The organism is Spongiivirga sp. MCCC 1A20706 (assembly GCF_046524175.1).
In the GTDB taxonomy this organism is placed as follows: domain Bacteria; phylum Bacteroidota; class Bacteroidia; order Flavobacteriales; family Flavobacteriaceae; genus Spongiivirga.
Genome location: NZ_JBEFZF010000005.1, coordinates 333,515 through 358,350, shown reverse-complemented (window position 1 = coordinate 358,350; position 24,836 = coordinate 333,515). Strand labels below are relative to the sequence as shown.

The 24,836-nt window shown below is 36.2% G+C and carries 19 protein-coding genes and 1 tRNA gene; 8 read left to right on the top strand and 12 right to left on the bottom strand.

Annotated features, from left to right (window positions below):
• Positions 1-2: 2 nt before the first annotated feature.
• Both ABN763_RS14065 and ABN763_RS14060 read right to left on the bottom strand, forming a co-directional pair.
• Positions 3-233, bottom strand: a complete 231-nt coding sequence (locus tag ABN763_RS14065; RefSeq protein WP_410486120.1) for a ferrous iron transport protein A — start codon at positions 231-233, stop codon at positions 3-5.
• Positions 234-329: 96 nt separating this feature from the next.
• Positions 330-1,004 carry an SCO family protein gene (locus ABN763_RS14060; RefSeq protein WP_410486119.1) on the bottom strand — a complete coding sequence of 225 codons (675 nt, stop codon included), beginning with the start codon at positions 1,002-1,004 and terminating at the stop codon, positions 330-332.
• A 160-nt stretch (positions 1,005-1,164) separates the two neighbouring features.
• Between ABN763_RS14060 and rseP the strand changes: the two genes are divergently transcribed.
• The 3 genes from rseP (at position 1,165) to ABN763_RS14045 (ending at position 3,177) form a co-directional block, all read left to right on the top strand.
• A complete protein-coding gene (rseP, locus tag ABN763_RS14055; protein ID WP_410486118.1) occupies positions 1,165-2,478 on the top strand; it encodes an RIP metalloprotease RseP in 1,314 nt (437 codons plus the stop codon).
• Positions 2,479-2,815: 337 nt separating this feature from the next.
• Entirely contained in the window at positions 2,816-3,100 is a 285-nt protein-coding gene (locus ABN763_RS14050; RefSeq protein WP_410486117.1) for a GIY-YIG nuclease family protein, read from the top strand.
• Between the two features lie 3 nt (positions 3,101-3,103).
• Positions 3,104-3,177, top strand: a tRNA-Asn gene (locus tag ABN763_RS14045).
• Between the two features lie 160 nt (positions 3,178-3,337).
• Here the strand turns inward: ABN763_RS14045 and ABN763_RS14040 are convergent.
• Positions 3,338-4,681: a deoxyguanosinetriphosphate triphosphohydrolase gene (locus tag ABN763_RS14040; protein ID WP_410486116.1), complete on the bottom strand. Its 1,344-nt coding sequence runs from the start codon at positions 4,679-4,681 to the stop codon at positions 3,338-3,340.
• Between the two features lie 184 nt (positions 4,682-4,865).
• On the opposite strand from ABN763_RS14040, the gene ABN763_RS14035 reads away from it, so the two are divergent.
• Both ABN763_RS14035 and ABN763_RS14030 read left to right on the top strand, forming a co-directional pair.
• Positions 4,866-7,718 carry a TonB-dependent receptor gene (locus ABN763_RS14035; protein WP_410486115.1) on the top strand — a complete coding sequence of 951 codons (2,853 nt, stop codon included), beginning with the start codon at positions 4,866-4,868 and terminating at the stop codon, positions 7,716-7,718.
• A gap of 40 nt (positions 7,719-7,758) precedes the next feature.
• The gene (locus tag ABN763_RS14030) at positions 7,759-9,783 is read left to right on the top strand and encodes a hypothetical protein (RefSeq protein ID WP_410486114.1); all 2,025 of its coding nucleotides are present in this window, start codon (positions 7,759-7,761) and stop codon (positions 9,781-9,783) included.
• Between the two features lie 165 nt (positions 9,784-9,948).
• Here ABN763_RS14030 and ABN763_RS14025 read toward each other — a convergent pair whose 3' ends face one another.
• A complete protein-coding gene (locus ABN763_RS14025; protein ID WP_410486113.1) occupies positions 9,949-10,308 on the bottom strand; it encodes a toxin-antitoxin system YwqK family antitoxin in 360 nt (119 codons plus the stop codon).
• A gap of 322 nt (positions 10,309-10,630) precedes the next feature.
• Here ABN763_RS14025 and ABN763_RS14020 point away from each other — a divergent pair, with 322 nt between their 5' ends.
• Positions 10,631-12,934 (top strand): anion permease, encoded by a 2,304-nt coding sequence (locus ABN763_RS14020; RefSeq protein ID WP_410486112.1) that lies wholly within the window; start codon positions 10,631-10,633, stop codon positions 12,932-12,934.
• Between the two features lie 9 nt (positions 12,935-12,943).
• Here the strand turns inward: ABN763_RS14020 and ABN763_RS14015 are convergent, their stop codons facing one another.
• Positions 12,944-14,707 (bottom strand): Na/Pi cotransporter family protein, encoded by a 1,764-nt coding sequence (locus tag ABN763_RS14015; protein WP_410486111.1) that lies wholly within the window; start codon positions 14,705-14,707, stop codon positions 12,944-12,946.
• Between the two features lie 89 nt (positions 14,708-14,796).
• Here ABN763_RS14015 and ABN763_RS14010 point away from each other — a divergent pair, with 89 nt between their 5' ends.
• Entirely contained in the window at positions 14,797-15,474 is a 678-nt protein-coding gene (locus ABN763_RS14010) for a metal-dependent hydrolase (protein ID WP_410486110.1), read from the top strand.
• Positions 15,475-15,529: 55 nt separating this feature from the next.
• Here the strand turns inward: ABN763_RS14010 and ABN763_RS14005 are convergent, their stop codons facing one another.
• Positions 15,530-17,581, bottom strand: coding sequence for a glycosyl hydrolase family 95 catalytic domain-containing protein (locus tag ABN763_RS14005; RefSeq protein WP_410486109.1), 2,052 nt, complete (start codon positions 17,579-17,581; stop codon positions 15,530-15,532).
• A gap of 102 nt (positions 17,582-17,683) precedes the next feature.
• Here ABN763_RS14005 and ABN763_RS14000 point away from each other — a divergent pair, with 102 nt between their 5' ends.
• Positions 17,684-18,193, top strand: a complete 510-nt coding sequence (locus tag ABN763_RS14000) for an acyl-CoA thioesterase (protein WP_410486108.1) — start codon at positions 17,684-17,686, stop codon at positions 18,191-18,193.
• Here ABN763_RS14000 and ABN763_RS13995 read toward each other — a convergent pair.
• From ABN763_RS13995 to ABN763_RS13970, 6 genes are all read right to left on the bottom strand, one after another.
• Positions 18,186-19,418, bottom strand: a complete 1,233-nt coding sequence (locus tag ABN763_RS13995) for a murein hydrolase activator EnvC family protein (RefSeq protein WP_410486107.1) — start codon at positions 19,416-19,418, stop codon at positions 18,186-18,188. The two genes, ABN763_RS14000 and ABN763_RS13995, sit on opposite strands and share 8 nt — an antisense overlap.
• Before the next feature lies 1 nt (position 19,419).
• Positions 19,420-20,205 carry a DUF4292 domain-containing protein gene (locus tag ABN763_RS13990; RefSeq protein ID WP_410486106.1) on the bottom strand — a complete coding sequence of 262 codons (786 nt, stop codon included), beginning with the start codon at positions 20,203-20,205 and terminating at the stop codon, positions 19,420-19,422.
• A gap of 36 nt (positions 20,206-20,241) precedes the next feature.
• Positions 20,242-21,561: a tetratricopeptide repeat protein gene (locus ABN763_RS13985; protein ID WP_410486105.1), complete on the bottom strand. Its 1,320-nt coding sequence runs from the start codon at positions 21,559-21,561 to the stop codon at positions 20,242-20,244.
• A gap of 227 nt (positions 21,562-21,788) precedes the next feature.
• Positions 21,789-22,805 carry a sugar phosphate nucleotidyltransferase gene (locus ABN763_RS13980; protein ID WP_410486104.1) on the bottom strand — a complete coding sequence of 339 codons (1,017 nt, stop codon included), beginning with the start codon at positions 22,803-22,805 and terminating at the stop codon, positions 21,789-21,791.
• A 93-nt stretch (positions 22,806-22,898) separates the two neighbouring features.
• Entirely contained in the window at positions 22,899-23,333 is a 435-nt protein-coding gene (gene dut / locus ABN763_RS13975; RefSeq protein ID WP_410486103.1) for a dUTP diphosphatase, read from the bottom strand.
• 20 nt (positions 23,334-23,353) lie between these two features.
• Positions 23,354-24,784: an oligosaccharide flippase family protein gene (locus tag ABN763_RS13970; RefSeq protein WP_410486102.1), complete on the bottom strand. Its 1,431-nt coding sequence runs from the start codon at positions 24,782-24,784 to the stop codon at positions 23,354-23,356.
• Positions 24,785-24,836: the final 52 nt, after the last annotated feature.

The window sequence follows — 24,836 nt, the reverse complement described above, 5'->3', positions numbered from 1 at the left end:
GGTTATGCTATTTCTTCAATTTCAATAAAATTGGCAGTTTCCTTTCGTATGGCGAGATGGCATCCATTAATGTTTAAGTACAAAGGATCATTAAAGGGGGCTACTAATAAAAGTTCAACTTCATTGCCGGGAAGACAGCCCATTTCTAATAGTTTTAAAGGAACCAGATCAGAATCGATATCTTTTATGATTGCACGTTCTCCTAACTTTAAATTAGCAATGGTTCTTTTCAATTTTTATTTAGATTGATTTTAATTAAGACAAAAGTAAGGGAAAAACAAGAAAGGGTAAAGTAAAGTTATATTGGTATTGTCTATGCCAGCATTTGTTTAGTCTTTATAGCTGTCTTTAAGTATTTTAATGTCCTCAAGTAATTTTTCAATTTCTTCCTCTTTTGTTCCGTCATAGTAGCCTCGTACTCTTTTTTCTTTATCAATAAGTAAAAAGTTTTCGGTATGTATCATATCGTACTTGCCACCATCTCCATCTTCCTGTACTGCCATGTATGACTTTCGCGCTAGCGCGTATATTTGTTTTTTATCGCCCGTAACCAGATTCCATTTGGTATCGATTACTCCTTTTTCAATTGCATATTTTTTTAGTTGAGCAACACTATCTATTTCAGGAGTTACCGTGTGTGATAGTAACTTTACCTCAGGGTCATCAATGATCTCTTTTTGGATATCGCCCATATTCTTGGTCATTATCGGGCATATACTTCTACAGGTGGTAAAAAAGAAATCTGCTACGTAGATCTTGTTTTCATAATCCTTTTGTGTAATGGTGTCACCATTTTGATTAATTAGCTTGAAGTTGGCTATTGTATGATACTTTTTTTGCTGTTGTATGGTGCTATCAACCAGGCTAGGGTCAACCATTGTAGGTTGATAAGTAGGAAGCACTTTTTTTGGTTTCAAAGCAATATAAAATAAGGAAATTATAACTACAGAAAGTAAGAAAAAGACAATTCCGAATATCTTATATCTACTAAAAAATGAGATCATATCACCCGATTAGACGACAAAATTACGACCTGAAAATCATATTCTTTCGCTGTTCTCATTAAAAAAATCATAAAAACTAGGGCATAGCCAAACTATCTTTTTTTACATAGCGCTAAAAACGTACTTTTACGCACTAAATTTACTGACACAGATCTCCCATATGGAAATTGTTGTACAGATTGCACAGTTTATAGCAATCATCTCCTTACTAGTAGTTTTGCATGAATTAGGACACTTCATTCCTGCGAAGTTATTTAAAACAAAGGTTGAGAAGTTCTACCTATTTTTTGACGTAAAGTATTCCCTTTTTAAAAAGAAGATTGGCGAAACGGTATATGGCATTGGCTGGCTTCCTTTAGGGGGGTATGTAAAAATAGCAGGGATGATCGATGAGAGTATGGATAAAGAGCAAATGAAATTGCCTCCTAAGCCTTATGAATTTCGTTCGAAACCTGCATGGCAGCGTTTAATTATCATGGTGGGTGGTGTTGTGGTAAATGTGTTACTTGCCTGGTTTATTTATGCCACGCTGTTGATTTCTCAAGGTGATACGTATATACCTGTTGAGAATTTAAAATATGGATTGACAGTAACTGAACAAGGTCAAAAACTTGGCTTTAAGGATGGTGATCAAATTGTTGCGGTTGATGGAGAAAAGATAAAGCGTTTTGATGAAATCATGCTCGAAGTTATTCTTGCTGATACCGTTGAAGTAGTACGTGACAATAAAAAATTATTTATTCCCATCACCGATGAAGCATTGGGTGAGGTGTTTACAGGATTAAAAAATCCATTTTTTGCTCCGCGCACCCAAGCCTTAGTCACTCGAGTAGTCGACACCTTGAATGCTGGTAAAGCCGGATTAGAAAAAGGAGATAGAATACTTTCTGCTAATGGTAAACCTGTTGCTTATTGGAATGAGTTTGTAAATGCGATAGGCGAAGTTGAAAATGCTAATTTAAACCTAGTTATTGACCGTAACGGAACACAAATTGAAAAATCGGTTTTTGTGGATAAAGACCAACCTATTGGTGTTGGCACAACAGCCGACTTATTTACTACCGATGAGTATTCATTTGGTGCTGGTATTCCGGAAGGGTTTAAAAAGACATTTAGAGAGTTAAGCAAGCAAGTGCGACAGTTTAAGGTGATTTTTAAACCCAAAACAAAAGCATATACACAAGTGAAAGGACCCATAGGTATTATTGAAGTGCTCCCTAAAACATGGGATTGGGGCTTTTTCTGGAGTTTTACTGCAATGTTTTCTGTTTGGCTGGCCTTTGTTAATATTTTACCGATACCAGCTTTGGATGGGGGTCATGTTATGTTCTTATTATATGAAATGATTACAGGCCGTAAGCCAAGTGAGAAGGTTTTGGAATATGGTCAAATAGCCGGTTTTATTTTCTTGGTAGCACTTATGGGGGTTATTTTCGGAAATGATATCTGGAACATCATTAAAAGATTCCTTTAGATCTTGATTATACTCTAAAAAATCTATTGCGGGAATGAACCTGCTTCAAAACCTAACATTACATTTTTAGGTTTAACCATAGCGATGCTATGCTAAAACCTACAAAACATAAGGTTTTATTGCATTTTTACCCCTCATAAAGAAGTTCTAAAGCAGAATCAAGGTTAAAAAAGATTTCTTTTGTTTTGGGGCTTTAAAAAAACTGTTATATTTGCATCCGCTTAGGCAAAATATAAGGGTTGTTTAAGTATTTTAAATTATTGAAATTCCTCCTTAGCTCATCCCGATAGTTATCGGGAGGTTAGAGCATCAGAGGTAAAGTTCTTTTAAATTTTTAATGAAATATGTTGTTTATATCATTTATTCTGATGGGTTAAACCGATATTATGTTGGCGAAACTATAGATTTGGATAAAAGACTTAATGAACACAATGAAGGGTATTACAATAATTCTTATACCTCTTTGTCAAATGATTGGAAACTAATCCTTTCAATTACTTGTCATGATAGAATTCAGGCGAGAAAGATAGAGGGCCATATCAAGAGAATGAAGAGTAGAAAATATATTGAAGATTTAGTGAAGTACCCTGAAATCATTGAAAAACTAAGAGAGAAGTATTAATATTCCTCCTTAGCTCAGTTGGTTAGAGCATCTGACTGTTAATCAGAGGGTCCTTGGTTCGAGCCCAAGAGGGGGAGCAAAAAGTAAAAGAGCTGCACGAAAGTGCGGCTCTTTTACTTTTGCCCTTTTGGGCTCGCCCAAGAGGGAGGGCCGAGCGTTAATAAAATGTCCGGTGGACATTTTTAGCGAGGAGCCAGGAGTTGCATGGGCTGGAAAGAGCGTTAATAAAATTATTTTTCACCCCACCTCTCCATTAATTTGTTTATACAATTGCAGCGCACGACCATCGGTCAAACTGGCCACATAACAACAGACGTCTAGAAGGTTTTTATATAGCGAATTGCTTTCTACATGTAAAGAAGCTGGGAGCAGTTTGAGTATCAGTTTATCATAGTTATTGGCCTTTCCATTGCTATTGTTTACAACGGCATGGACAAAAACATCCAACAAACTGTTTAACATTTTATAACCGGCAACTTCTTTTTCAATAACCTCATTAGATTGGTATATATTTTCAACACTCAATTTAATGATATCATTAATCTGCGGTTCAAATCGGCATTTATCAATGAGCGCAACGTCAAAATCACCATTTAAAATGGCATTTTCATTATCAAGAAATACAGAAACAGCCTCATTTATTAAAGTACTAATCGACAATGCACGCAAATAGCTTAACCGATCTTCCTTAAATTTTAAAGCGTTGTATTTTTTGGTATTAATGGTGTCTCTTACCAAATTAATAAGATATTCTAAGGCGTAACTTTCATCAACCAAGCCAAGATTGATACCATCTTCAAAATCGATAATGGTATAACAAATATCGTCTGCAGCTTCAACTAAAAAAGTAAGGGGGTGTCGACTAAAACTAATGTCTTTTCCCGTTCTTGTTTGGTTTAATCCCAGCTCATTCGCTACATCAATAAATACCTCTTTTTCTGATTGAAAAAAACCAAATTTCTTATCTACAATATGCCTTGTTGGTTTCTTGGGAAGTGATTCTTTTGGGTACTTTGTAAATGTGCCTAAAGTGGCGTAGCTTAATCGCAATCCACCTTCAATACCTTGTCTTGATTCTGTAAGAATTTTAAAGCCGTTGGCATTACCTTCAAAATCGATCAGATCTTGGTATTCCTTGGCTGATAATTGATTTTTAAATTGAAGTCCGTTACCTGATTTAAAATATTCTCCAATCGCTTTTTCACCGCTATGCCCGAAAGGAGGATTTCCGATATCATGAGATAAAGCCGCGGCAGCTACAATAGCACCGAAGTCGTTAAATTGATATCCATGTGTTTTCTTTAATTGCGGATGGCGCTCTAATAATTGTTTACCGACAATTCTACCTAATGATCTTCCGACCACAGATACCTCCAAACTATGAGTTAATCTGGTATGAACGAAGTCGGTTTTCGATAATGGAATTACCTGGGTTTTATCTTGTAAACTTCTAAAAGCTGATGAAAATATGATACGATCATAATCTACTTCAAAACCAAGTCGGGTTTCATCTTGTTCAATTCTAAGTCTTTTGTGAGTGTCGCCAAAGCGTTTAAGTGACAGGAGCGCTTCCCAATTCATAGTAACATATTGATTGGCACAAGATACTATTTGTTGTGTTATGAAAATGTTTCCAAAATAAAAAAGGAAGGTCTTTTTAGTAACATTTAGATAACTGTTTTATTACTGATACTTCATTTTTGGTTAACCACTGCTTTACAGTATGACGGTTTCTTTGCAGCGGTAATTATTTGTAATACTTAATATGAAAATTAAATTATTCGCTTTGATGTTGTTTATGGCATCATTTGCATTTGCACAAACCGGTAGTATTGCCGGTAAAATCACAGACAAGGATATGAACAACGATCCTTTACCGTTTGCAACTGTTGTAGTAAAAGGAACTACCAAAGGAGCCCAAACCGATTTTGATGGTCTTTTTAATATAGAGGGACTTGAGCCTGGCACCTATACAGTAGTAATAAGCTTTGTGGGGTATGAAACGTTAGAAATACCCAATGTAGTGGTAGAGGTTAATAAAGTAACTGAGGTTAATTCAGGAATCGGATCTAGTGCGGTTAGCCTTGACGAGGTCGTATTGTCTGCTCCTGTAGCTAGAAAAGACTCTCAGGTAGCCTTGTTATTAGAACAAAAAAAAGCGGTTCAAATTGTAGAAAGTATTGGAGCCAAAGAACTTGCAAAGGTAGGTGTTTCTGATGCTGCATCAGCCACAACTAAAATTTCTGGAGTTACCTCAAGTGAGGGATCTGGTGACGTTTTTGTTCGAGGGCTTGGCGATCGTTATTTAGCGACTACTTTAAATGGATTGCCCGTACCGTCAGACGACGTCGATAGAAAGAATATTGATTTGTCATTATTTCCAACTAGAGTGATTCAAAATGTTGGTATTAGTAAAACCTATGCGGTAGCATCTTCGGCCGATCAGTCTTCTGGTAATGTTAACATTGTTTCGCGAACTCTGGCTGGAGATTCTGAATTTTCAGCAAGTGTAAGTTCTGGAGTAAATACGAATGTTGCGCAAAGTGGTGTATTTGATAATTTTCGGGTGTCACCTAATTTGAATGATGCAAGCTTCGGTTTTTACAAACAACCGCGTCAGTTGTTGCAGCAAATTACGCAGCAAAGTTGGAACACGGTAAAGCAAGACAATCCTATTAACTATTCGGCCTCTGTTACCGGTGGATACCGATTGAAAGAGAAACTTTCTTTATTGTTAACTGCTTCTCACTCCCAATCATACGAATACAGAAGGGGATTGTTCCGTCAGTTTAGATCGAACTTTATTGATGATACCATTACTGATGCAACAACCTACAGTAAAAAGATTACGAATACATTGTTAGGAGATGCGACTTATTTCATTAACGATAAAAATAAGTTGAAATACACTTTTTTCTTCATCAATAAATTAAATGATGAAGTTTTTGAAGGTGGTCGAAATGGCGAAGCAACCATCTTTGAAGAAACCAATCCGGCAGAAGGGTTATTTCAATTTATCCGAGATCAAAATACAAAGCAAACCAACGTGGTTGTAAATCAACTATTAGGAACACATCGTTTTGGTGAAAAGAATACATTGGAATGGGCAGGAAGTTTTAATTTCTTAGAAGCAGATGAGCCGAATCGTATTAGAAATGAGATCAACTTTGATCCTGATGGGACCTTAATTCAATTGGGCCGTAATGGAGGTTTCCAACAGCGAAAATCGAGTCAAAAGATTGAAGATTTTGACTACAATGCTCGAATTAAAGATATCTTCAATATTCTAGATGAAGAAAATAGATCGTTTAAGGTTGAGGTTGGTGGTGCTTACCGAAATAAGGAACGTGAATTTAGTTCTGAGTTTGTTGGGGTCGAAGAAACCGCTACCAATGCGATTAATCCAACATCAATTGATGATCTTGGTTCCATTTTTCAACTGCCAAACTTTCAAGATGAATTACTGGAAATTAACTTATTAGGTATTAATGGTCGTGGCCGAAGAAGAGATATTTATGACGGATCACTTGATTCTAAGGCCATTTTTACCAATGTGAATGTCGGCTTAGGTAAATGGAATTTCAACGGTGGATTACGCTGGCAAGAAGATAATATTAATGTTACGTATGACATTGGTAACCTTTTTCCAAGAACGGGAGAGAGTATTCAAAATTACAATAATGTATATCCAACTTTTAGTGCCAAATATTCACTAAATGAAAAGCATGCATTCCGTTTTGCAGCTAGTAGGACGATTACACTTCCTGAATTTAAAGAGATTGCTCCTTTTGAATATGTATCTCCAACTGGGCAAATTACCCGTGGTAATGTTGATGTTGCTGCTTCGACAGATTTGAACTACGATATAAAATGGGAATATTTCCCATCGGCAGGGCAACTAATATCGCTAGCTGCTTTTTACAAAGATATCGATGACCCAATTAACCGCGTAAGAGATCGAGGATCAGCAGGAGTGTTTTCATTTTTCAATTCTGCAGAAAAAGCGGAGATTTTTGGACTAGAGGCTGAAACAAAACTTGATTTAATAAAGCCGGATACTGATGAAGAGGATAACGCTAAAGGGTATGCATTAAATATGATCTTCAATGCAACAAGAATGTGGCATACGCAAGATCTAAGAGATATTCGTGATGAAAGCGGAAATCTTATTAGAACCTTTAAATATGGTGATAATACGGATACTGATTTACAAGGCGCATCAGATTGGATATTTAATGGAAGTTTGAACTTTAATACGGCTGGTGAAAATCCGTTGGCGGCATCTATTTCGGCCAATTTTGCATCGGACAAAATTTTTGCTTTAGGTGTGCCGACAGACCAGGCGAATAGAGTTGCTTTTTATGATGATGCTATTGTCGAAAAAGGTTTTGTAGTACTCGATGCCGTGGTCAGTAAGGAATTTGGCGAGCATTTTAAACTGACATTTACGGGTAAGAATTTATTGAATCCTACTGTAAAACAAGTTCAAAGTATTTTACAAAATTCTGGTGAAGTATTAGCTAATCCTGATACTGCACCAAGAATAACAAGAGATGAAACGGTACTTTCTTACACCAATGGTGTAGGATTGAGCCTTGGCTTAAGCTATAAATTTTAACCAACATATCTTTTAACAACAATTTTTAACTATGAAAACAATGATGAAATTTACACAAGTTGCAAGTATGCTATTATTGGGTGCTTTGGTAGTAACCAGTTGTGGTAACGACGATGATCTTCCTCCAGTTCAGGCTAGCTGTTCTGACGGTATCCAAAATGGTACTGAAACAGGTGTAGATTGCGGTGGGACTTGCCAGCCTTGTATAAGTGAAGATACTAATCTTACAGGATCAATGACTGAAGATAGAACGCTAGATGCATCAGTTGCATACACACTTACCAATACATTTAGTGTAGAAGCAGGTGCGACATTAACAATTCCTGCAGGAACTACAATTACAGCATCTGTTCAAAGTGGAAGTGAGACCAACACCTATATTGTTGTTCAAAAAGGAGCTCAAATTAATATTCAAGGTACCTCGTCAAATCCTGTTACAATGACATCTGCAAATGATAATCCTGGTGATTGGGGTGGATTGGTCATTGCTGGTGATGCTACCACTACCGAAGGTACAGATGCAATCGCAGAAATTGGACAAATTAGATATGGCGGCACGAATAATTCTGATAATTCAGGTTCAATTAATTATCTGATTATTAAGAATGCAGGAGCACAAATTAATGCAGAAGCACAGTATAATGGCTTAACACTTTATGCGGTAGGTTCAGGTACAACAATAACCAATGTTGCTACAATTAATGGTGAAGACGACGGTGTTGAATTTTTTGGTGGAACGGTTTCAATGACCAACTTCTATTCAGAAAATAACCAAGACGATTCAGTCGACTGGACAGAAGGATGGAACGGGACACTAACCAACGCCTACATTGTTCATACGGAAGATGGTTTTTCTACCGCTGTTGAGGCTGATGGGAATAACGGAAATCCGTCATTAGTAAACCTAACAGCAGTGTCTTCAGTAGGAGGTTTAGCATTACAGTTTAAAAAAGAATCTGGTGCAACTATTACCGGATTATCATTACAAGGCTACACAACATCTATCGATTATAAAGATAATGGTGCGCTAACTAACGTTACTATTGACGGTGAAACCTCTAACCCAGCTTTGAGTTATGTAGCTCCGGCAACAGTCGATGCATCATTGTTTGATTGGGTAAATAGTAATAACCAAGTTTCGACGCAAGTTATTGGAGGTAGCCAAACTTCTGATTTGACATTGGATGCTTCTATTTCGTATTTCCTAAAGGGAACATTAAGTATGGAAGCGGGGACTACTTTAACAATTCCTGCAGGGACTAAAATTACTGCTGATGTAGAAGCAGGTGATGAGACAAGCACCTATATCGTAATACAAAAAGGAGCAACTATCGATGTACAAGGTACTGCTGCTAATCCAGTAGAAATGACATCGGCGACTGAAACTCCTGGTACTTGGGGCGGACTTGTTATTGCCGGTGATGCTACCACTACAGAAGGTACTGACGCAATTGCTGAGGTAGGCCAAATTGTTTATGGCGGTACTAATGATACTGACAATTCAGGATCAATCAGATATTTAATTATTCGATATGCGGGTGCTCAAATTAATGCGGAGTCACAGTATAACGGATTGACCTTATATGCGGTTGGCTCAGGAACTTCAATTGAGTGGGTGGCTGCTATTGATGGTAAAGATGATGGTGTTGAGTTTTTTGGCGGGACAGTATCTGTTACGAATTTCTATTCTGAAAATAACGAAGATGATTCTGTTGACTGGACTGAAGGTTGGAATGGTACGTTGACAAATACCTATGTGTCTCATACAATTTCTGGTTTCTCAACAGCTATTGAGGCAGATGGGGCTAATGGAAACCCAACAATTACAAACTTTACAGCAGTAACTGATGTTAATGAAGGTATTGCATTACAGTTTAAAAAGAACTCTGGTGCAACAATGACTAATGTACTTTTGACTAATTACGTTACTAATGTCGATATGAAAGATGATGGCCCAGTAGCTAATATAATTGTTGATGGTACTGCACTAACAACGGTTGATGATGATGTATTTAATGGCACTGCTGTTGATGTGGCTACCTTTGCTTGGGCAACAGGAAACTAGAAAATATTTGAATTAGAGTTAGTTTATAAAAGGCAATAGTTTTTTGTATTAATTATACAAATACTTACCTAGGAAAAGCGTTCATGTTAATGGGCGCTTTTCTGATTAAAAAAAGCCCTAATGCTAAGTATTAGGGCTTTTTACGTAATTAAATTATCAGATTAGTTAGTCTCGAACAGCAACTACTTGCTTCTTATTGGTCCAAAGGCTAACATTTACGATTCTATTGTCTGTGTAGTCAACTTCTTTTAAAGTATTGTCTGACCAGAAAAACCATTTCCCAGTTTTAACGCCATTAGTATATTCTCCTACCGCTGTTTTTTTACCAAATTCATTATAGCTAGTCCAAGCACCTTCTAATTTACCAGCTAAATTATAGGTACCTTCTTGACTCATTACACCGTTATCATGGTATAACTTAGCTTCTATTAAATTGGTCTCTTTATTTAATGTTAATGTCTTTTTCTCTTGGGCAAAAGAAAAAGTCACACTTACTAGTGCTATTATTGCGATTATCTTTTTCATCTTTTGTAGGTTTTAATTAATCTTTACATTACAAACATAACATTAATTTCTTGATTAGGAAACAATTTGGTAACATTAAATTTACATTAAAAATATAATTAACTGATAACCAATTATTTATTATGAATGAATGGTTTAATTTTTGCATTATGGAGCGCTATTTTAATTATACTGTAATCTTGATCTTTGCCAGCAACTAATTTTGTTGATTTGGTTGTATTTTATCATGTAAACTAAGAACCTAGATTATCTGCTATAACATAACATTACGGTAACATACTGATGAAATTTATATAAGACATTTATCCTCAGAATTTTTGACATGGAGAATATCTATATTTTCATGCTGGTTGCCCTAGTAACCTTAGCTATTATTGACCTAGTTGTGGGTGTTAGTAACGACGCAGTTAACTTCTTAAATTCGGCTATTGGCTCTAGAGCCGTTTCCTTCAAAACAATCATGATCGTTGCCAGTATTGGCGTTGCTTTTGGTGCCTTGTCTTCTAGTGGAATGATGGAAGTTGCTAGAAAGGGAATTTTCGTTCCCGGACAATTTATGTTTAGCGAGATCATGGTGATATTCCTCGCCGTGATGTTAACAGACATTCTGTTACTGGACTTTTTTAACACTATGGGACTCCCTACTTCGACAACCGTTTCTATTGTTTTTGAATTATTAGGTGCGGCAGTTTGCGTAGCCGTCATCAAAATAGCCTCAAGCGAGACTGAAACTTTTTTGTCACTTGGCAATTATATCAATTCCGATAAAGCTTTGGAGATCATAGTAGGCATCTTACTATCCGTCTTTATAGCGTTTAGTATAGGTGCTTTGGCACAATTTTTATCGCGATTGGTATTGTCATTTAAATTTGAAAAACTGTCACCTATTTACGGAGCTGTTTTTAGTGGAATTGCGGTTACGTCTATCGTATATTTCTTACTAATCAAAGGTTTCAAGAATGCTGCTTTTATGAGTGATTCTGTAAAAGCGTTTGTAAACGGCAATGTTTGGGGTACCGTGGGGATCAATTTTGCTTTTTGGACCATAGTTTCACTTGCGCTTATTCAGTTTTTTAAGATCAATATATATAGGATTATTATTATTCTAGGTACGTTCGCATTAGCCATGGCATTTGCAGGTAATGACTTGGTTAATTTTATTGGTGTGCCCATTGCAGCTTTTAATTCTTATGAAGGTTGGACATTAGCTGGATCACCTGACCCAACAACATATAGTATGGAAGGTCTTGCTGGTGCTGTACCTACAAAACCTATATTATTATTAGGAGCTGGACTAATAATGGTACTAACCCTTTGGTTTTCAAGTAAAGCAAAAGCGGTTGTGAAAACATCAGTCGACCTTGCGCGTCAAGATGAAGGAAGCGAGCGTTTTGAACCGAATTACCTGTCAAGAATATTTGTACGCTTTTTTATAAATGCAAACTACACAATCGATAAAATCACCCCAGAAGGATTTAAAAAGTTTTCTGATAAACAGTTTTCACAAATTCCTGCAAGTAGATCAAGAAAAGAAGAAGCCCCCGCATTTGATATGGTACGGGCATCCGTTAACTTAATGGTCGCCAGTGTACTTATTTCTATTGCTACTTCTATGAAATTACCGCTATCTACTACTTATGTAACTTTTATGGTTACCATGGGTACCTCATTGGCGGATCGTGCTTGGGGAACTGAAAGTGCAGTATATCGGGTAGCCGGAGTGCTTAACGTTATCGGGGGATGGTTTTTTACGGCTATCAGTGCATTTGTGGCAGCAAGTGTTATGGCAGCTGCAATTTACTTTTTAAAACTACCCGGAATAATTGGGTTGCTATTACTAGCAGCTTTTTTCTTGACGCGTAATTTTCTTAGTCATCGGAAAAAAAGTAAAGAAATAAAGACAGAGACTAGTCTTCAGAAAGCAGAAAGTAGCTCGATACAAGGTGTTATTCAAGAAAGTGCTGCTAATATTTCATCCGTTGTAAAACGTGGTAACAAAATTTATAGTACTTCTTTAGATAGTTTGGCAAGGCAAGATCTTTCACGACTAAAAAAGAATAAAAAAGGAATTAGCAAGCTCAATGTCGAGGTTGATGAGCTTAGAGATAACATTTTCTATTTTATTAAAAATCTTGATGAGTCTAGTGATGGTGCGAGTCAATTTTACATCACCACTTTAGGTTATTTACAAGATATGACCCAGTCGCTTGAATATATTAGTAAAGCGAGCTATAAACACGTTAATAACAATCATAAAAACCTTCGTTTTAATCAAATAAAAGAGTTGAAAGAAATAGAAGGTAATTTAAATGAATTGTTTGATGAAATTCAAATAACTTTTGAAAACAAAAACTTTGAACATATTGGCGCTATACTAGATCAAAAACAGCAGCTTTTTGATCAGGTATCTGATAAGATAAATAAGCAAATTCAACGTACCCGTACAGAAGAATCAAGTCCGAAAAACACGACACTCTATTTTGGGTTATTACAAGAAACCAAAGATCTAATTGTAGCGACCATGAATTTATTAGAGCAATATGATAACGCTTATGATGGTTCAGTAACCGCAGCAACAATATCGATGCCTGAAAAAGACACTTCAGATTCTGAAGTGACGGAATAGCTTTGGTTTTTATTTAGTGCCAGTATTAATCCCATTATTTTCGGTCAATGGATCGTAACCTTCATATAATAGATGAGCCACATTGATTAGTTCTTTAATAATGTTGTTAATATGGTCGTTATCGTTTACTAGCGACGATGCCATATCTACTGATATTAAATTGTCGCGTATAAGTTTATCGATTTTTCTATTTCCCGTTAACGCTTCTTCCTGAGCCCTAACACTAAGTTTTATAAGTTTTTCATGATAAGAAAACCTGTCTTTCTCAGTCCTAAAAAGATAAATAATCCGAAGGGTTTTGGCCACTTTCTTTCGGAAGGAATTGTACATATCACCGAGGTGTTCATTTTCTGAATTTAAATAGGTAGAAATACTTCTGCTTATTTCTGTGATTTCTCTGATGATACGTACCATTTTACGGTTTGCAACCTGTATTTCAGTGAGGCGCTCGCTTTGTTCGTTATTAAAGTTCACTTTTGTTTGAACATTGCTCATGTAAGTAAGTATTTGTCCGTATATAGATTTTACTTTTCGATAGTATAAATCTCGGACATCTGTTTTAAGATCTTTAGTGGATTTTTCAATGACTTCTCGAATTCTCAGTTCTGATTTAATATCATCTCTTTGAATATTTAGTCCGTTCGCAACAATTTGAAAAATGGCATGTTCAAAAAGATACTTCGATTCTTCTAGTAATGCTACAATTGCGGTTTCAGGGTACTTTTTTGATTCCTTTGTAAGAAACTTTGGTTCATCTATGGCCCTTTCAGGTATCATTTTTTCCGGAACAAATCGCTGTACAATCTTCGCAATAGGTTTGACAAACCAAACCAATAACAAGGTATTTGTTATGTTAAATGCCGTGTGAAACAGGGAAATTGCTACAGGAACAGCAGCAGCGCTTACATAGGGTGATTCCGATCCCAATTCTGTCGATAGCCAGCTAATAAATCGCAGAAAAGGATAAAATAAAATAAGCATCCAAAGCACCCCTAGTAAATTAAATATAAGATGTGCTCTTGCCGTTCGCTTCGCATTAAAATTACCTACAATGGCAGCGAGATTTGCGGTTATGGTGGTACCCACATTTTCACCCAGGACCATAGCTGCAGCCATTTCAAAAGGAATCCAACCTTGAGCGGTCATAATCAAAGTTAAAGCCATCGTAGCACTTGAAGATTGTATGACAACCGTCAAAACTGTACCTATTAATAAAAATAGCAGTATGGACCAGAAACCAAGATCTGTGTATTTAGATAAGAATGCTAAAATTTCAGGGTTTTCATTAATGTTGGGCATAGCTTCCTTCAAAAACTGAAGTCCTATGAAAAGTATTGCAAAGCCAATGATGAATCCACCCCAATCTTTTGCCTTTTCCTTTTTTATAAAGGTGAATGCAAAACCAAAACCAACTAATGGTAAAGCGATAGCACTCATACTTACTTTAAAACCTAAAATGGTAATCAACCAAGCGGTTATGGTCGTGCCAATATTTGCTCCCATTATTACACTAATCGATTCTGTTAAGGTGAGTAAAGAGGCATTTGCGAAACTTACTACCATTAAGGTGGTTGCTGAAGATGATTGAATAACAGAGGTGATTAAAAAACCGGTTGCTATACCAAAAACCCTATTAGAAGTCATCCTTGCAAGAAAAGATCGCATCTTGTTGCCTGCCAGATTAAGTAATGCATCGCTCATTACTTTCATTCCGAAAAGGAACAACCCTAAGGAACCAATTAATTGAAGTATTTCATAGAATCGGTATTGCATGCGCCGTGGTGCTAATTAACTACTGGAAGCAAATATAATTGTTAGTGTGTTTTTTTGTAATTTTCTTAAATTATTAATTAATAAGCATTATGAAAATTACTGCTTACGGCCATGGCTGTATTGGAATAGAAACCGGGACAAAAAACATTATTATTGACCCATTCATTACTGAAAATCCGCTAGCAAAAGAAAAGATAAAGTTAACGGAACTTAAAGCGGACTTTATTCTGGTAACGCATGCCCATTTTGATCATACTGCTGATGTCGATGCTCTTGCAAAACATACTGGAGCCATCATTGTATCTAATTACGAAATAGCAATGCATTATCAGGCAAAGGGACATAAAGTGCACCCAATGAATCATGGAGGAGCATGGAATTTTGATTTTGGAAAAGTGAAGTATGTCAACGCTGTGCATACATCGTCTTTTGGTGATGGTACTTATGGCGGTCAACCGGGAGGGTTTGTTATGGAGGCAGATAAAAACATTTATATAGCCGGAGATACGGCCTTAACGATGGATATGAAATTGATACCAATGCAGACCGCTCTAGACCTAGCTGTATTTCCTATCGGCGATAATTTTACTATGGGTGTTGATGACGCTGTCGTTGCTTCTGATTTCGTTGAATGTAATCGTGTACTCGGTATTCACTATGATACTTTTGGGTATATCGAGATTGATAAAGAGGAGGCAAAAAATAAGTTTTCAAGTGCTAGTAAAGAGTTAATTCTTTTAGAGGTTGGAAGTAGTATCGAAGTGTAATTTGACAGTTTTTGAAATAGTTTTTTCATACTGAAATCAGTTGAATCTAACCAATCTACTGGTCAATTCTGTATGTTTTTTTATCGGGACCTACACCTTTAATGGTTAACGATTTCCATTGCTTGGGTAAAATGGGATTTTTTTGAATAATTCCTTCACTAGAAAACTCTAATCCGGCAAATCCGAATAACACACTTTGTAGCATACCACCCGCACCGGTAGCAAAATAAGAGAAGTTGGAAGTAGCTACTTCAGATAAGGCACCAAAAGGTGCTTGTTGATTAGGTACATAACTATCTTTAAAAAGCCTAAATGCATTTTTTGCATCTCCTTGTCTTGCGTACAATACAGCAAAAATTGATTTACCCATTGCAGGACCTTCTTTTGCTAGTTTTGGTTCATAGTACTTGAGGTCTTTTAAAATGGTCTTTTCATCGTTTACCACATTTAAAGGGTAGGAGAGTAAATTGACATCAGCCTGTTTAATCCGCTCGCCATTATAGTGGCTATGTTCTTTAGTAGTACCATCTTTAAACTTTAAGATTCTTATTTTGGATGCCACTTCGGTCCACTGTTGATCCGGGTCGATGTTTAACTCTTTAGCGGCTAAAACAGCATAATTTAAGGCAGTTATTGCGGCACCATTCGTAAAAGCGTTATCATTTACATTAGGGGCAAATTCATTGGCGCCAACTACATTATTAATCGAAAAACTACCATCATTATTTTTAGTGACACGACTTACCCAAAAGTCTGCCACCGCCTTCAACACTGGAAATCCTTTTTCCTGTAACCAACGTTTGTCTTTGGTTACCCTATAGTAGTTCCAAAAAGCGATGCCAATATCGGCAGTAATATGATGCTCAAATGGCCCTGTTAATGCAAATGGCGGTGTTGCTTCCTCTCCGGTATCATCGCTTTCCCATGGAAACATAGCACCTTTATATCCATAGTTTAGTGCGCGCTGTTTTGCTTTATCTAATCTGTCAGAACGGTAGTTAACCAACGAACCTGCAATATCTTGGTTGAATATAAGTAGCGGTGGAAACATCCATAATTCCGTATCCCAAAAAATATGTCCGTTATAAGGTATTTGAAGTGATAAACCCATGGGTGCGATACTTAGATCTGAATCACCCCGGCCGAATGCATATAAATGATAAAGGGCAAGGCGAACATCCTGTTGGGAGGTTAGGTCACCTTCAATAATGATATCACCTTCCCACAGTGCTTCCCATTGCTTTTTATGTTGTCCCAAAAGGACTTCACGACTATTCAGCAAATTATAAATAACAATGCGTTCTGATTCTGATTTTGGGTCGGCAAAATCTTTGGTAGTACATTGTGCTCCGGTCCAAGCAAATTCTAAAGTGTTCCCTTTTTTAATTTGCTGTTGCCATGAAAGAGTGTTCTCATAGTCTGAAATAACCTCATGTTTTAGTTCGGGCCTTTGGTGTTCTCTGGAAGAATTAATAGCGTGCCAAACAAAGGTCCCCGATGTGCTGACAAGATGTTTTCCGAAAGGACTCTTAGCTTTTGATTGTAAAATGGGCATGGTGGTTTCTACATCTTTAAGTACTTGATAGGTGTTGGTAGGTTTTTGATATTCTTTAGGCACGATAATCTTTCCTGCAATCTTTAAATCTATTGTTTTTTTGGCAGTTACTTTAATGTCTATGTAGGATGCGTACTGGATGTTTCTAAGTGCGTACAGGGTGCATGAAACATCCGCCTTATTTTTAAATGAAAAGGAAGTAGTAAAGGCAGCTTCCTTCATATTCATAGTTTGTTTCCAATTACTGATATTATCTTCTGATATTTTTTCGCCATCGATATACATATCTAGGTTACCAAAATTCATTCCGTGTAAAATCTGACTCACTTTTAGGTTCGGATCAACATCGTATACATTATTTAGTACAACATGTTGTATTTCTAATGGTTTTTTAGAAGAGAGCATTCCGATTCTTCCGTTGGCGATAGCGATACCGGTATAATCAGAATTATCAGTGGTTGAAATATGCCACTCGTCATTTTGAGCATTGACTACGAAGAAAAAACTAAAAAAAGCAAAGAAAAGAAGGATGTTAGTTAAAGAAGTTTTCATTGGTAAATACTTATTGATTTAAAATTAAGGAATCAATTTTTAGTTATCAAACCAATTATAAAAATGATATGGGAATCCTATCTTTGTCAAAACTTTTTTTGAATGGAAGCTAAAACGCCAAGCGAATCCCAAGCAATATTGACTGATCTTGTTTTACCTAGTGAAACCAATCCGCTAAATAACCTTTTTGGAGGTGAATTATTGGCCAGAATGGATCGGGCTGCCAGTATTGCAGCTAGACGTCATTCTAGGCGCATTGTGGTAACTGCATCGGTGAATCACGTGGCGTTTAACAGAGCGATTCCGTTAGGAAGCGTAGTAACTGTAGAAGCAAAAGTAAGTCGGGCATTTACATCAAGTATGGAAATATTTATTGATGTATGGACAGAAGATAGGGAGTCGGGGGCGCGTGCAAAAGCAAATGAGGCTATCTATACGTTTGTTGCGGTAGATGAAACTGGACGTCCGGTGGCAATACCTAAAATTAAACCTGAGACTGCACTTGAAAAAGAGCGTTATGAAGCTGCTTTGCGAAGAAAACAACTAAGTTTAGTATTAGCTGGTAAAATGGAACCTAAAGATGCAAGTGAGTTGAAAGCGCTGTTTACTTAGACGCTAGCCAGGGAGCTGGATTCATGGTTTTAGCTTCCTTAAAAACGCTAAAATAAAGCTCAGTTTTTCCACTACTTCTGCTAGTAAATACCTCGCCAATTTCTTGTTTGGCTTTTATTTTGTCACCCTTTTTTACATATACTTTCCGCAGGTTTCCGTAAACGCTAATATAATTACCGTGTCTGATCAATACCTTCGGATTTCCTCTTTTCTGCACCTGTACTTGTAGCACTTCACCGTCAAAAATAGCACGTGCTTTTGCTCCTTTTTCACTAGCAATACGTAAGCCATTACTTTTAATGGTATTACCTTTAAATACCGGGTGTTGTTGAATGCCATATTTTCTAGTAACCACTCCTTTTTCAATAGGCCACGGGAGTCTTCCTTTGTTTGCAACAAAATTCCCGGCGATAATTTTGTCTGCCGGAGTTAATGCAAAGGTTTTTGCCCCGCTTTTTCCAAGTTTTTTGTTAGATGCAGCAATCGCTTCAGCAATGAGTGATTTTATCTGCGCATCAATTCTGTTTGATTCTCGTTGTTTACGCTTAATCTCCGCAACATATTTATTTTGATCTTTTTTAAGAACAGCAATGAGTTCTTGTTGTTGTTTTTGATCTTCTTTTAACGCTTTTTGAGTTTTCTTGTTTTCAGCTAAGACCTTTTCTTTTTCTTTTTTCTTTTCTTTGAGATCGATATTGAGCAATTGCAATTCTTCAGTCTTAGCGCTTATTGCTTCACCCTGTTTACGACGGTGGCGTGTAAACTGTTTCATGTATTGCATACGTTTGTATGCCTGTAAAAAATCATCAGACGATAATAAGAACATAATTCTACTTTGTTCCGATTTGCTTTTATACGACTTTCTAATCATATCGGCATATTCATTTTTCAATGAGCTTAAATCGGACCGAAGTTTTGCGATGTTCTTCAAATTTTCATCAATTTCTCTGGTATATAAGTTGGCTTGTTGGTTGCTTACCCGAATTAGTTTTTGAAGTGCATTGACCTTTTGGTCCATATCTTCTAATCGTTCTAAAACGGATTTGGATTCTTTTTTAACTTCGAAAAAAAGCTTATTAATTTGCTTAATCTCCTGTTGTAGCTTTTCCTGTCGTTGTTGTAGTTCTTTTTGTTTTGTAGACTGTGCTGAAAGTGACGTAGGAAGCCAAAGTATTAATGTAAATAAGGGAATAAAAATAAAAGTAGCAACAGACGTTTTTTTCATTTTAGTTGATCTGAATCTCTTTATACCCACTAGGTATTTTAAACGGAAAAGAAATATCCTCATCAAAATTAACACTTCTATATTCAAACGCAATTTTTGTGCTTGTGGTATTTTCACTGGCAACAATGTCAATCTTCTTTGGGAGTATTTTTCCTTTTACTTTTTGGTATTCAGGATATAAAATTGATAGTTCGCGCGCTTTGTCTTTTTGTCTTAAGCGTTGCTCAGCCATTTTAAAGTTTTGACTATTTACAAAAAATAGTTTGTCGAACAACGGAATATTTTGACTGGACTGTAATTTGTAAGATCTGTTGAAAACAGAGCTCTCCAATTTTTCATCCTTCAAATCAAAGATAGCCTGTCCCATTAGCATATCTTCTAATTGGTTATAAGTAAGTTCTGTACCTAGCAAATCAGTTAACAAACTAAAATCACCATCAAAATAGTTTTTTTCCAGCTTGTTGTAATACTGTACCTGATCGGGGGTGATTAATGCTTTAGCCCCGACAATTCCCAAAAATGATACACTTAGCCAAATAGTTTTGCCTTTTTCAATACGGATGTTAGCAGTTACGGTTTGTCCCCGACTTTCGTCTTCATAGCGAACTTTTGCACGACCTTTTAAAGTTTTAAAAACCGTACTGCTTTTATAATGATTTTTTACAATTTTTCGGGCGTTAAGAGGTGCAACCACTGTAGTGTTTGTTACTTTATTTGTTGCCTTACATCCTGATAATAGAATGACGAATACAGCAAATATTATCTTTATGAATTTTTTAGATGACACTAAATAAAATTTAAGAATATTCTTTCTATTTGATTATTAACTATTTATTCGAATCAGAAGTGCTTCATAGTATTTCATTTTCTTCGTATTATTTAAACTACGATAGGCCACAATTAATTCTTTATAAATGCTTGATTCAAGTTTTATATTATCTACTACAAAATCAATACCAATTTCTAAAACGTCAATAGCTTCTTTATATTTTTTAAGATTATTACATGCAGCACCCCTTAAAAAATACAAAAGTGGCTGTGAAGGATAATTCTCAATAGCCTTTTCTGTTTTTTCATAAAGCTGCTTATAGTTATTAGATTCTGCTAACAAGAATAGCTGCTTTTTTAGAGCATCAAAATTATTGGTAGGGAGCTCTCCATTAAATGCAAGCTGCAAATATTTATTAGCTTGTTGGTCTTTCCCATTTTTTAGGTAATAATTGCCAATATCAGTGTAGACTGATCGCATTCCTTCGATCTCTGCATACAAATTTGCAGCTTTTTCAAGGGCTGGTTCTTGTTCAGGGTGTGTATCAGTATAACGCATAAAATCGTACAGCACTTTAAACTTTGCTTCTTGATTTATTTGCGTTGCCTTCATTACAATATTCATTGAGTTAATGGCTTTATTAACTTGATCATTAATTAAATAATTTTTGAACAAGCCAAGATGTGCCAATTTTGAATCGGGGATAGCTCTCAGTAATTGTTCTGAAATTTTAAAGGCAGCTTTGGCATCCCCTTTTTCGCTCAACAAATAGATTAATGAAAGATAGTTTTTCTCATTTCTTGGATCATTTGCAATGCGCTTTTTCCAGTAATTTACTTCTTCATTTTCAAAACTACTTGTAGTATATATTTGAGCTCGAATACTATCTCGTCTTGCAGATCGTCCTTTGCTAGCATCAAGATCATCAAGAATATAAATAGCTTCTTCATATTGCTTAGTGCGCATGTATAAGCTTAGCAAATCTTCTTTATAAATAGGATGATGTGCAATTAATTTTTTGGCTGTAATAATTGCCTGATCTAGATTTTGAGTTTGGTAATACACTTCATACAGCGATTCTAGGTACCATTCGTTGCTGGGTGCTTTCGCTATGGCTTTTTTTAGATTTTCTTCCGCTGTATCAAATTTTCGAAGCAGTAAGTTGTTTTTACCTATTTCAAAATCAACAATCGCCTTAGAATCGTCAATGCTTTTGCATTTTTGAAGTGCTTCTAATGCTTTCTCGTAGTTTTCGATACTACGTTGTTTTAGCGCTTCAAAAAAATACTCTTGAAACTCATCAGTTACATCGCCAAGATCATCATTAATTTCAACCTGTTGGGCATGTAAGGGCAGAGGGAGTAAAAATCCCAATAAAACAAGGCAGTATAAAGTGTTCAAACGAATAGACAACAACAGGTAGGTTTTGACCGTAAATTACGCATTTTGATGTAAAATGGGCTTTGATTAACTAAAATATAGGATATAGGCTGGATTATCGTAACAGTTAGAGCGGATTTGATAACAATATAAAAGAAGCAATAAGATTTCGATTGCGCTCAATCTGACAATGTAGAATGTTAGTTTTGTTAGGATTAAACCTATTCTAAAACTGAATAATCTCCAATACTTATTGTTGTGAAATCACCATCAAATTTAGCATGATTACCCACCATGGCATTATTTAATTTGGCATTTTTAATCTCTGATTCGTTTTGAATCAAGCTATTTTTTAGTGTAGAATCGATGATTTTGGTTCCTTTTCCGATAGAAACATGAGGTCCTATTTTCGAATTACTAATTACCACACCCTCTCCAATAAAACAAGGTTCAATCACTTCCGAATTTTCAATGTTGGCTGAATCTGCAACCAGTTTTTCACCATCGGCATGTAAGAAGTTAAGCATACGCTGATTGGTTTCAACGGTGACATTTTTGTTACCGCAGTCCATCCACTCATCAACGGTACCAGTTTTAAATATCTTTCCTTTGGCCATCATCTGCTTGATTCCATCATTGATCTGATATTCGCCGCCATTGATGATATTATTATCTAGTACGTATTGCAGTTCGTTTTTCAATATTCCTACATCCTTAAAATAGTAAATACCAATTACCGCTTGGTCGCTAACAAATTCTGTTGGTTTTTCAACGAGTTCAATAATCTCATCGTTCTCATTCAAATTTACAACACCATAGGCTTCCGGATTTTCAACTTTCTTGGTCCAAATAACACTATCAGCATTAGGATCAAGATCAAAATCAGCACGAATTAACGTATCTGCATAAGCAATTACTGCCGGACCACTTAATGAAGGTTCGGCACACATAATGGCATGACCTGTTCCTTTTGGATCTAATTGGCGATATATACTTGCTTTTGCACCCAAACCTTTTGCAAGCTCTTCTAAGCTTCTAATAACATCATCTCCAAAAAAGGCGGGGTCGCCAAGAATAAAGGCAATTTCTTCGATGTCTTGTTTAAGCACTCCGGCAATATCAGTTACCAATCGGTGCACTATTGGTTTTCCTGCTACAGGAATTAATGGTTTGGGGACAGTTAAGGTATGTGGGCGAAGTCTGCTACCGCGACCTGCCATAGGCACTATTATTTTCATGTATTCTTTTTTTTATCATTCCTGCGAAAGCAGGAATCTTGTTTGTTTGTATATTTAAGGATTCCCTCTTTTGAGGGAATGACAATTGTCTTGTTAAGTTGTTCCCGTACTTCCAAAGCCACCAGCTCCTCGATCAGTTTCAGAAAGTACCTCAACTAATTCCCACTGAGCTTGTTCGTGTTTTGCAATAACCAACTGAGCAACACGTTCGCCATCTTCAATAATAAAGTCCTCATTTGATAAATTAATTAGGATCACACCAATTTCTCCCCTATAATCCGCATCTACAGTACCGGGGGCATTCAATACGGTAATTCCTTTTTTTGCAGCAAGTCCGCTACGAGGGCGTACCTGTGCTTCAAAGCCAACTGGTAAAGCAATAAATAAACCGGTTTTTACAATAGTTCGTTCCAGCGGTTTTAAAGTGATAGGAGCATCGATGTTCGCCCTAATATCCATCCCAGCGGAGGCCACTGTTTCGTAATTGGGTAATGTGTGTTTTGATTTGTTGACGATTTGAACTTTCATTCGTTCCGTTATCAATGTATTTATGATCGTTTGAAAATTAGTTGTAACTCTCTTTTTTCTATGAAAAAAGCGGCAGCCAAAAATACTAAAACTAAAGTGGTTGCTAACCAATAATTGGCGCGGAATTGTAGATATGACAAGGCTGCTAATCCGATTGCGAATGCTAGGTAAAATCCGATTTTCTTTAAATCGTAGGGCACAGGATAGTATTTTTTGCCCAATTGATATGAAATAATCATCATACCACCGTATGCTGCCAAAGTAGCCCAAGCGGAGGCAATGAATCCTATTTTTGGAATCATTACCCAGTTAAATATGATGGTTATAGCAGCACCTATAATCGAAATGTACATACCATACCTCGTTTTATCCGTCAGTTTATACCAAATAGATAAATTGTGATAAATACCCAAACACAAATTGGCTAGCAGTACAATAGGAACAATATCAATGGCTTTATGATAGCTTTTATCACGAACGATAAAGTCTTTAAGCGGATCGATAAAACAAACAATGATTAAAAGTCCTAACGATCCAGCAATGACAAAATATTTTAAAATAGTAGCATAATTTGCTGTTGCATTTTCTGATGTGGCATGACTAAAAAAGAAAGGCTCGGCACCCAAACGGAAAGCTTGTATAAAAATGGTCATAAAAACCGCAATTTTATAGCACCCAGCATAGGCACCCATTACATCTTTATCAATCATTTGTTCAAGCATTAACTTATCTAAATTCTCGTTGATCACAAAAGCAATTCCTGCAGCTAAAATAGGCCAACCATAACGCAGTAATTTTTTAAAAAGCCTAGTGTCAAAATGGAGCTTGACTTTAAAAAACAAGGGTAATAACAACAAGAGTGTAACAGCGCTTGCAGCTAGATTAGCCCAAAAAACATACTGTAGTAATTCTTGTTTATCGTAAAAAGAAAAATTCCAATTAAAAGTAGGAATCATCCATAGAAAAAAGAGATTTAAAAATCCAACAACGGCAATATTGGTTAGTTTTACACCTGCGAAACGAATAGGGCGATTCGTTGCTCTTAAATAAGCAAAAGGAGCAACTACCAATGCATCTAGAACAGTAATTCCTACCAATATTTTGAAGTAGTACCGATCTACTTGAATAAAATCAGCAATAAGATCTTTAAAAAGCCAAACCCCAATAAAAAATAAGATTGTTGAAGTAGTTAAGCTTATCAAAGAAGTTGAGTAGACCGTATGCTTATCTTTTTGTGTGTTAAAAAAACGGAAAAAGGCCGTTTCCATACCATAACTAAGTAACACATTGAAGAACGCAGCATACACAAAAAACGTGGTTACACTAGAATAGTCAACGGTACCCATAGCCCACGTATGCAAGGGTACTAATACAAAGCCAACAAATCTAGCAAGTACGGTTGTTACACCATAAATAGCAGTATCTTTAAAAAAACGCTTTAGTGTGTCCAAGCCTAATCGTTGATTTTTGTAGTAGCAAAGAAACAAAAATTCAATTGGTATT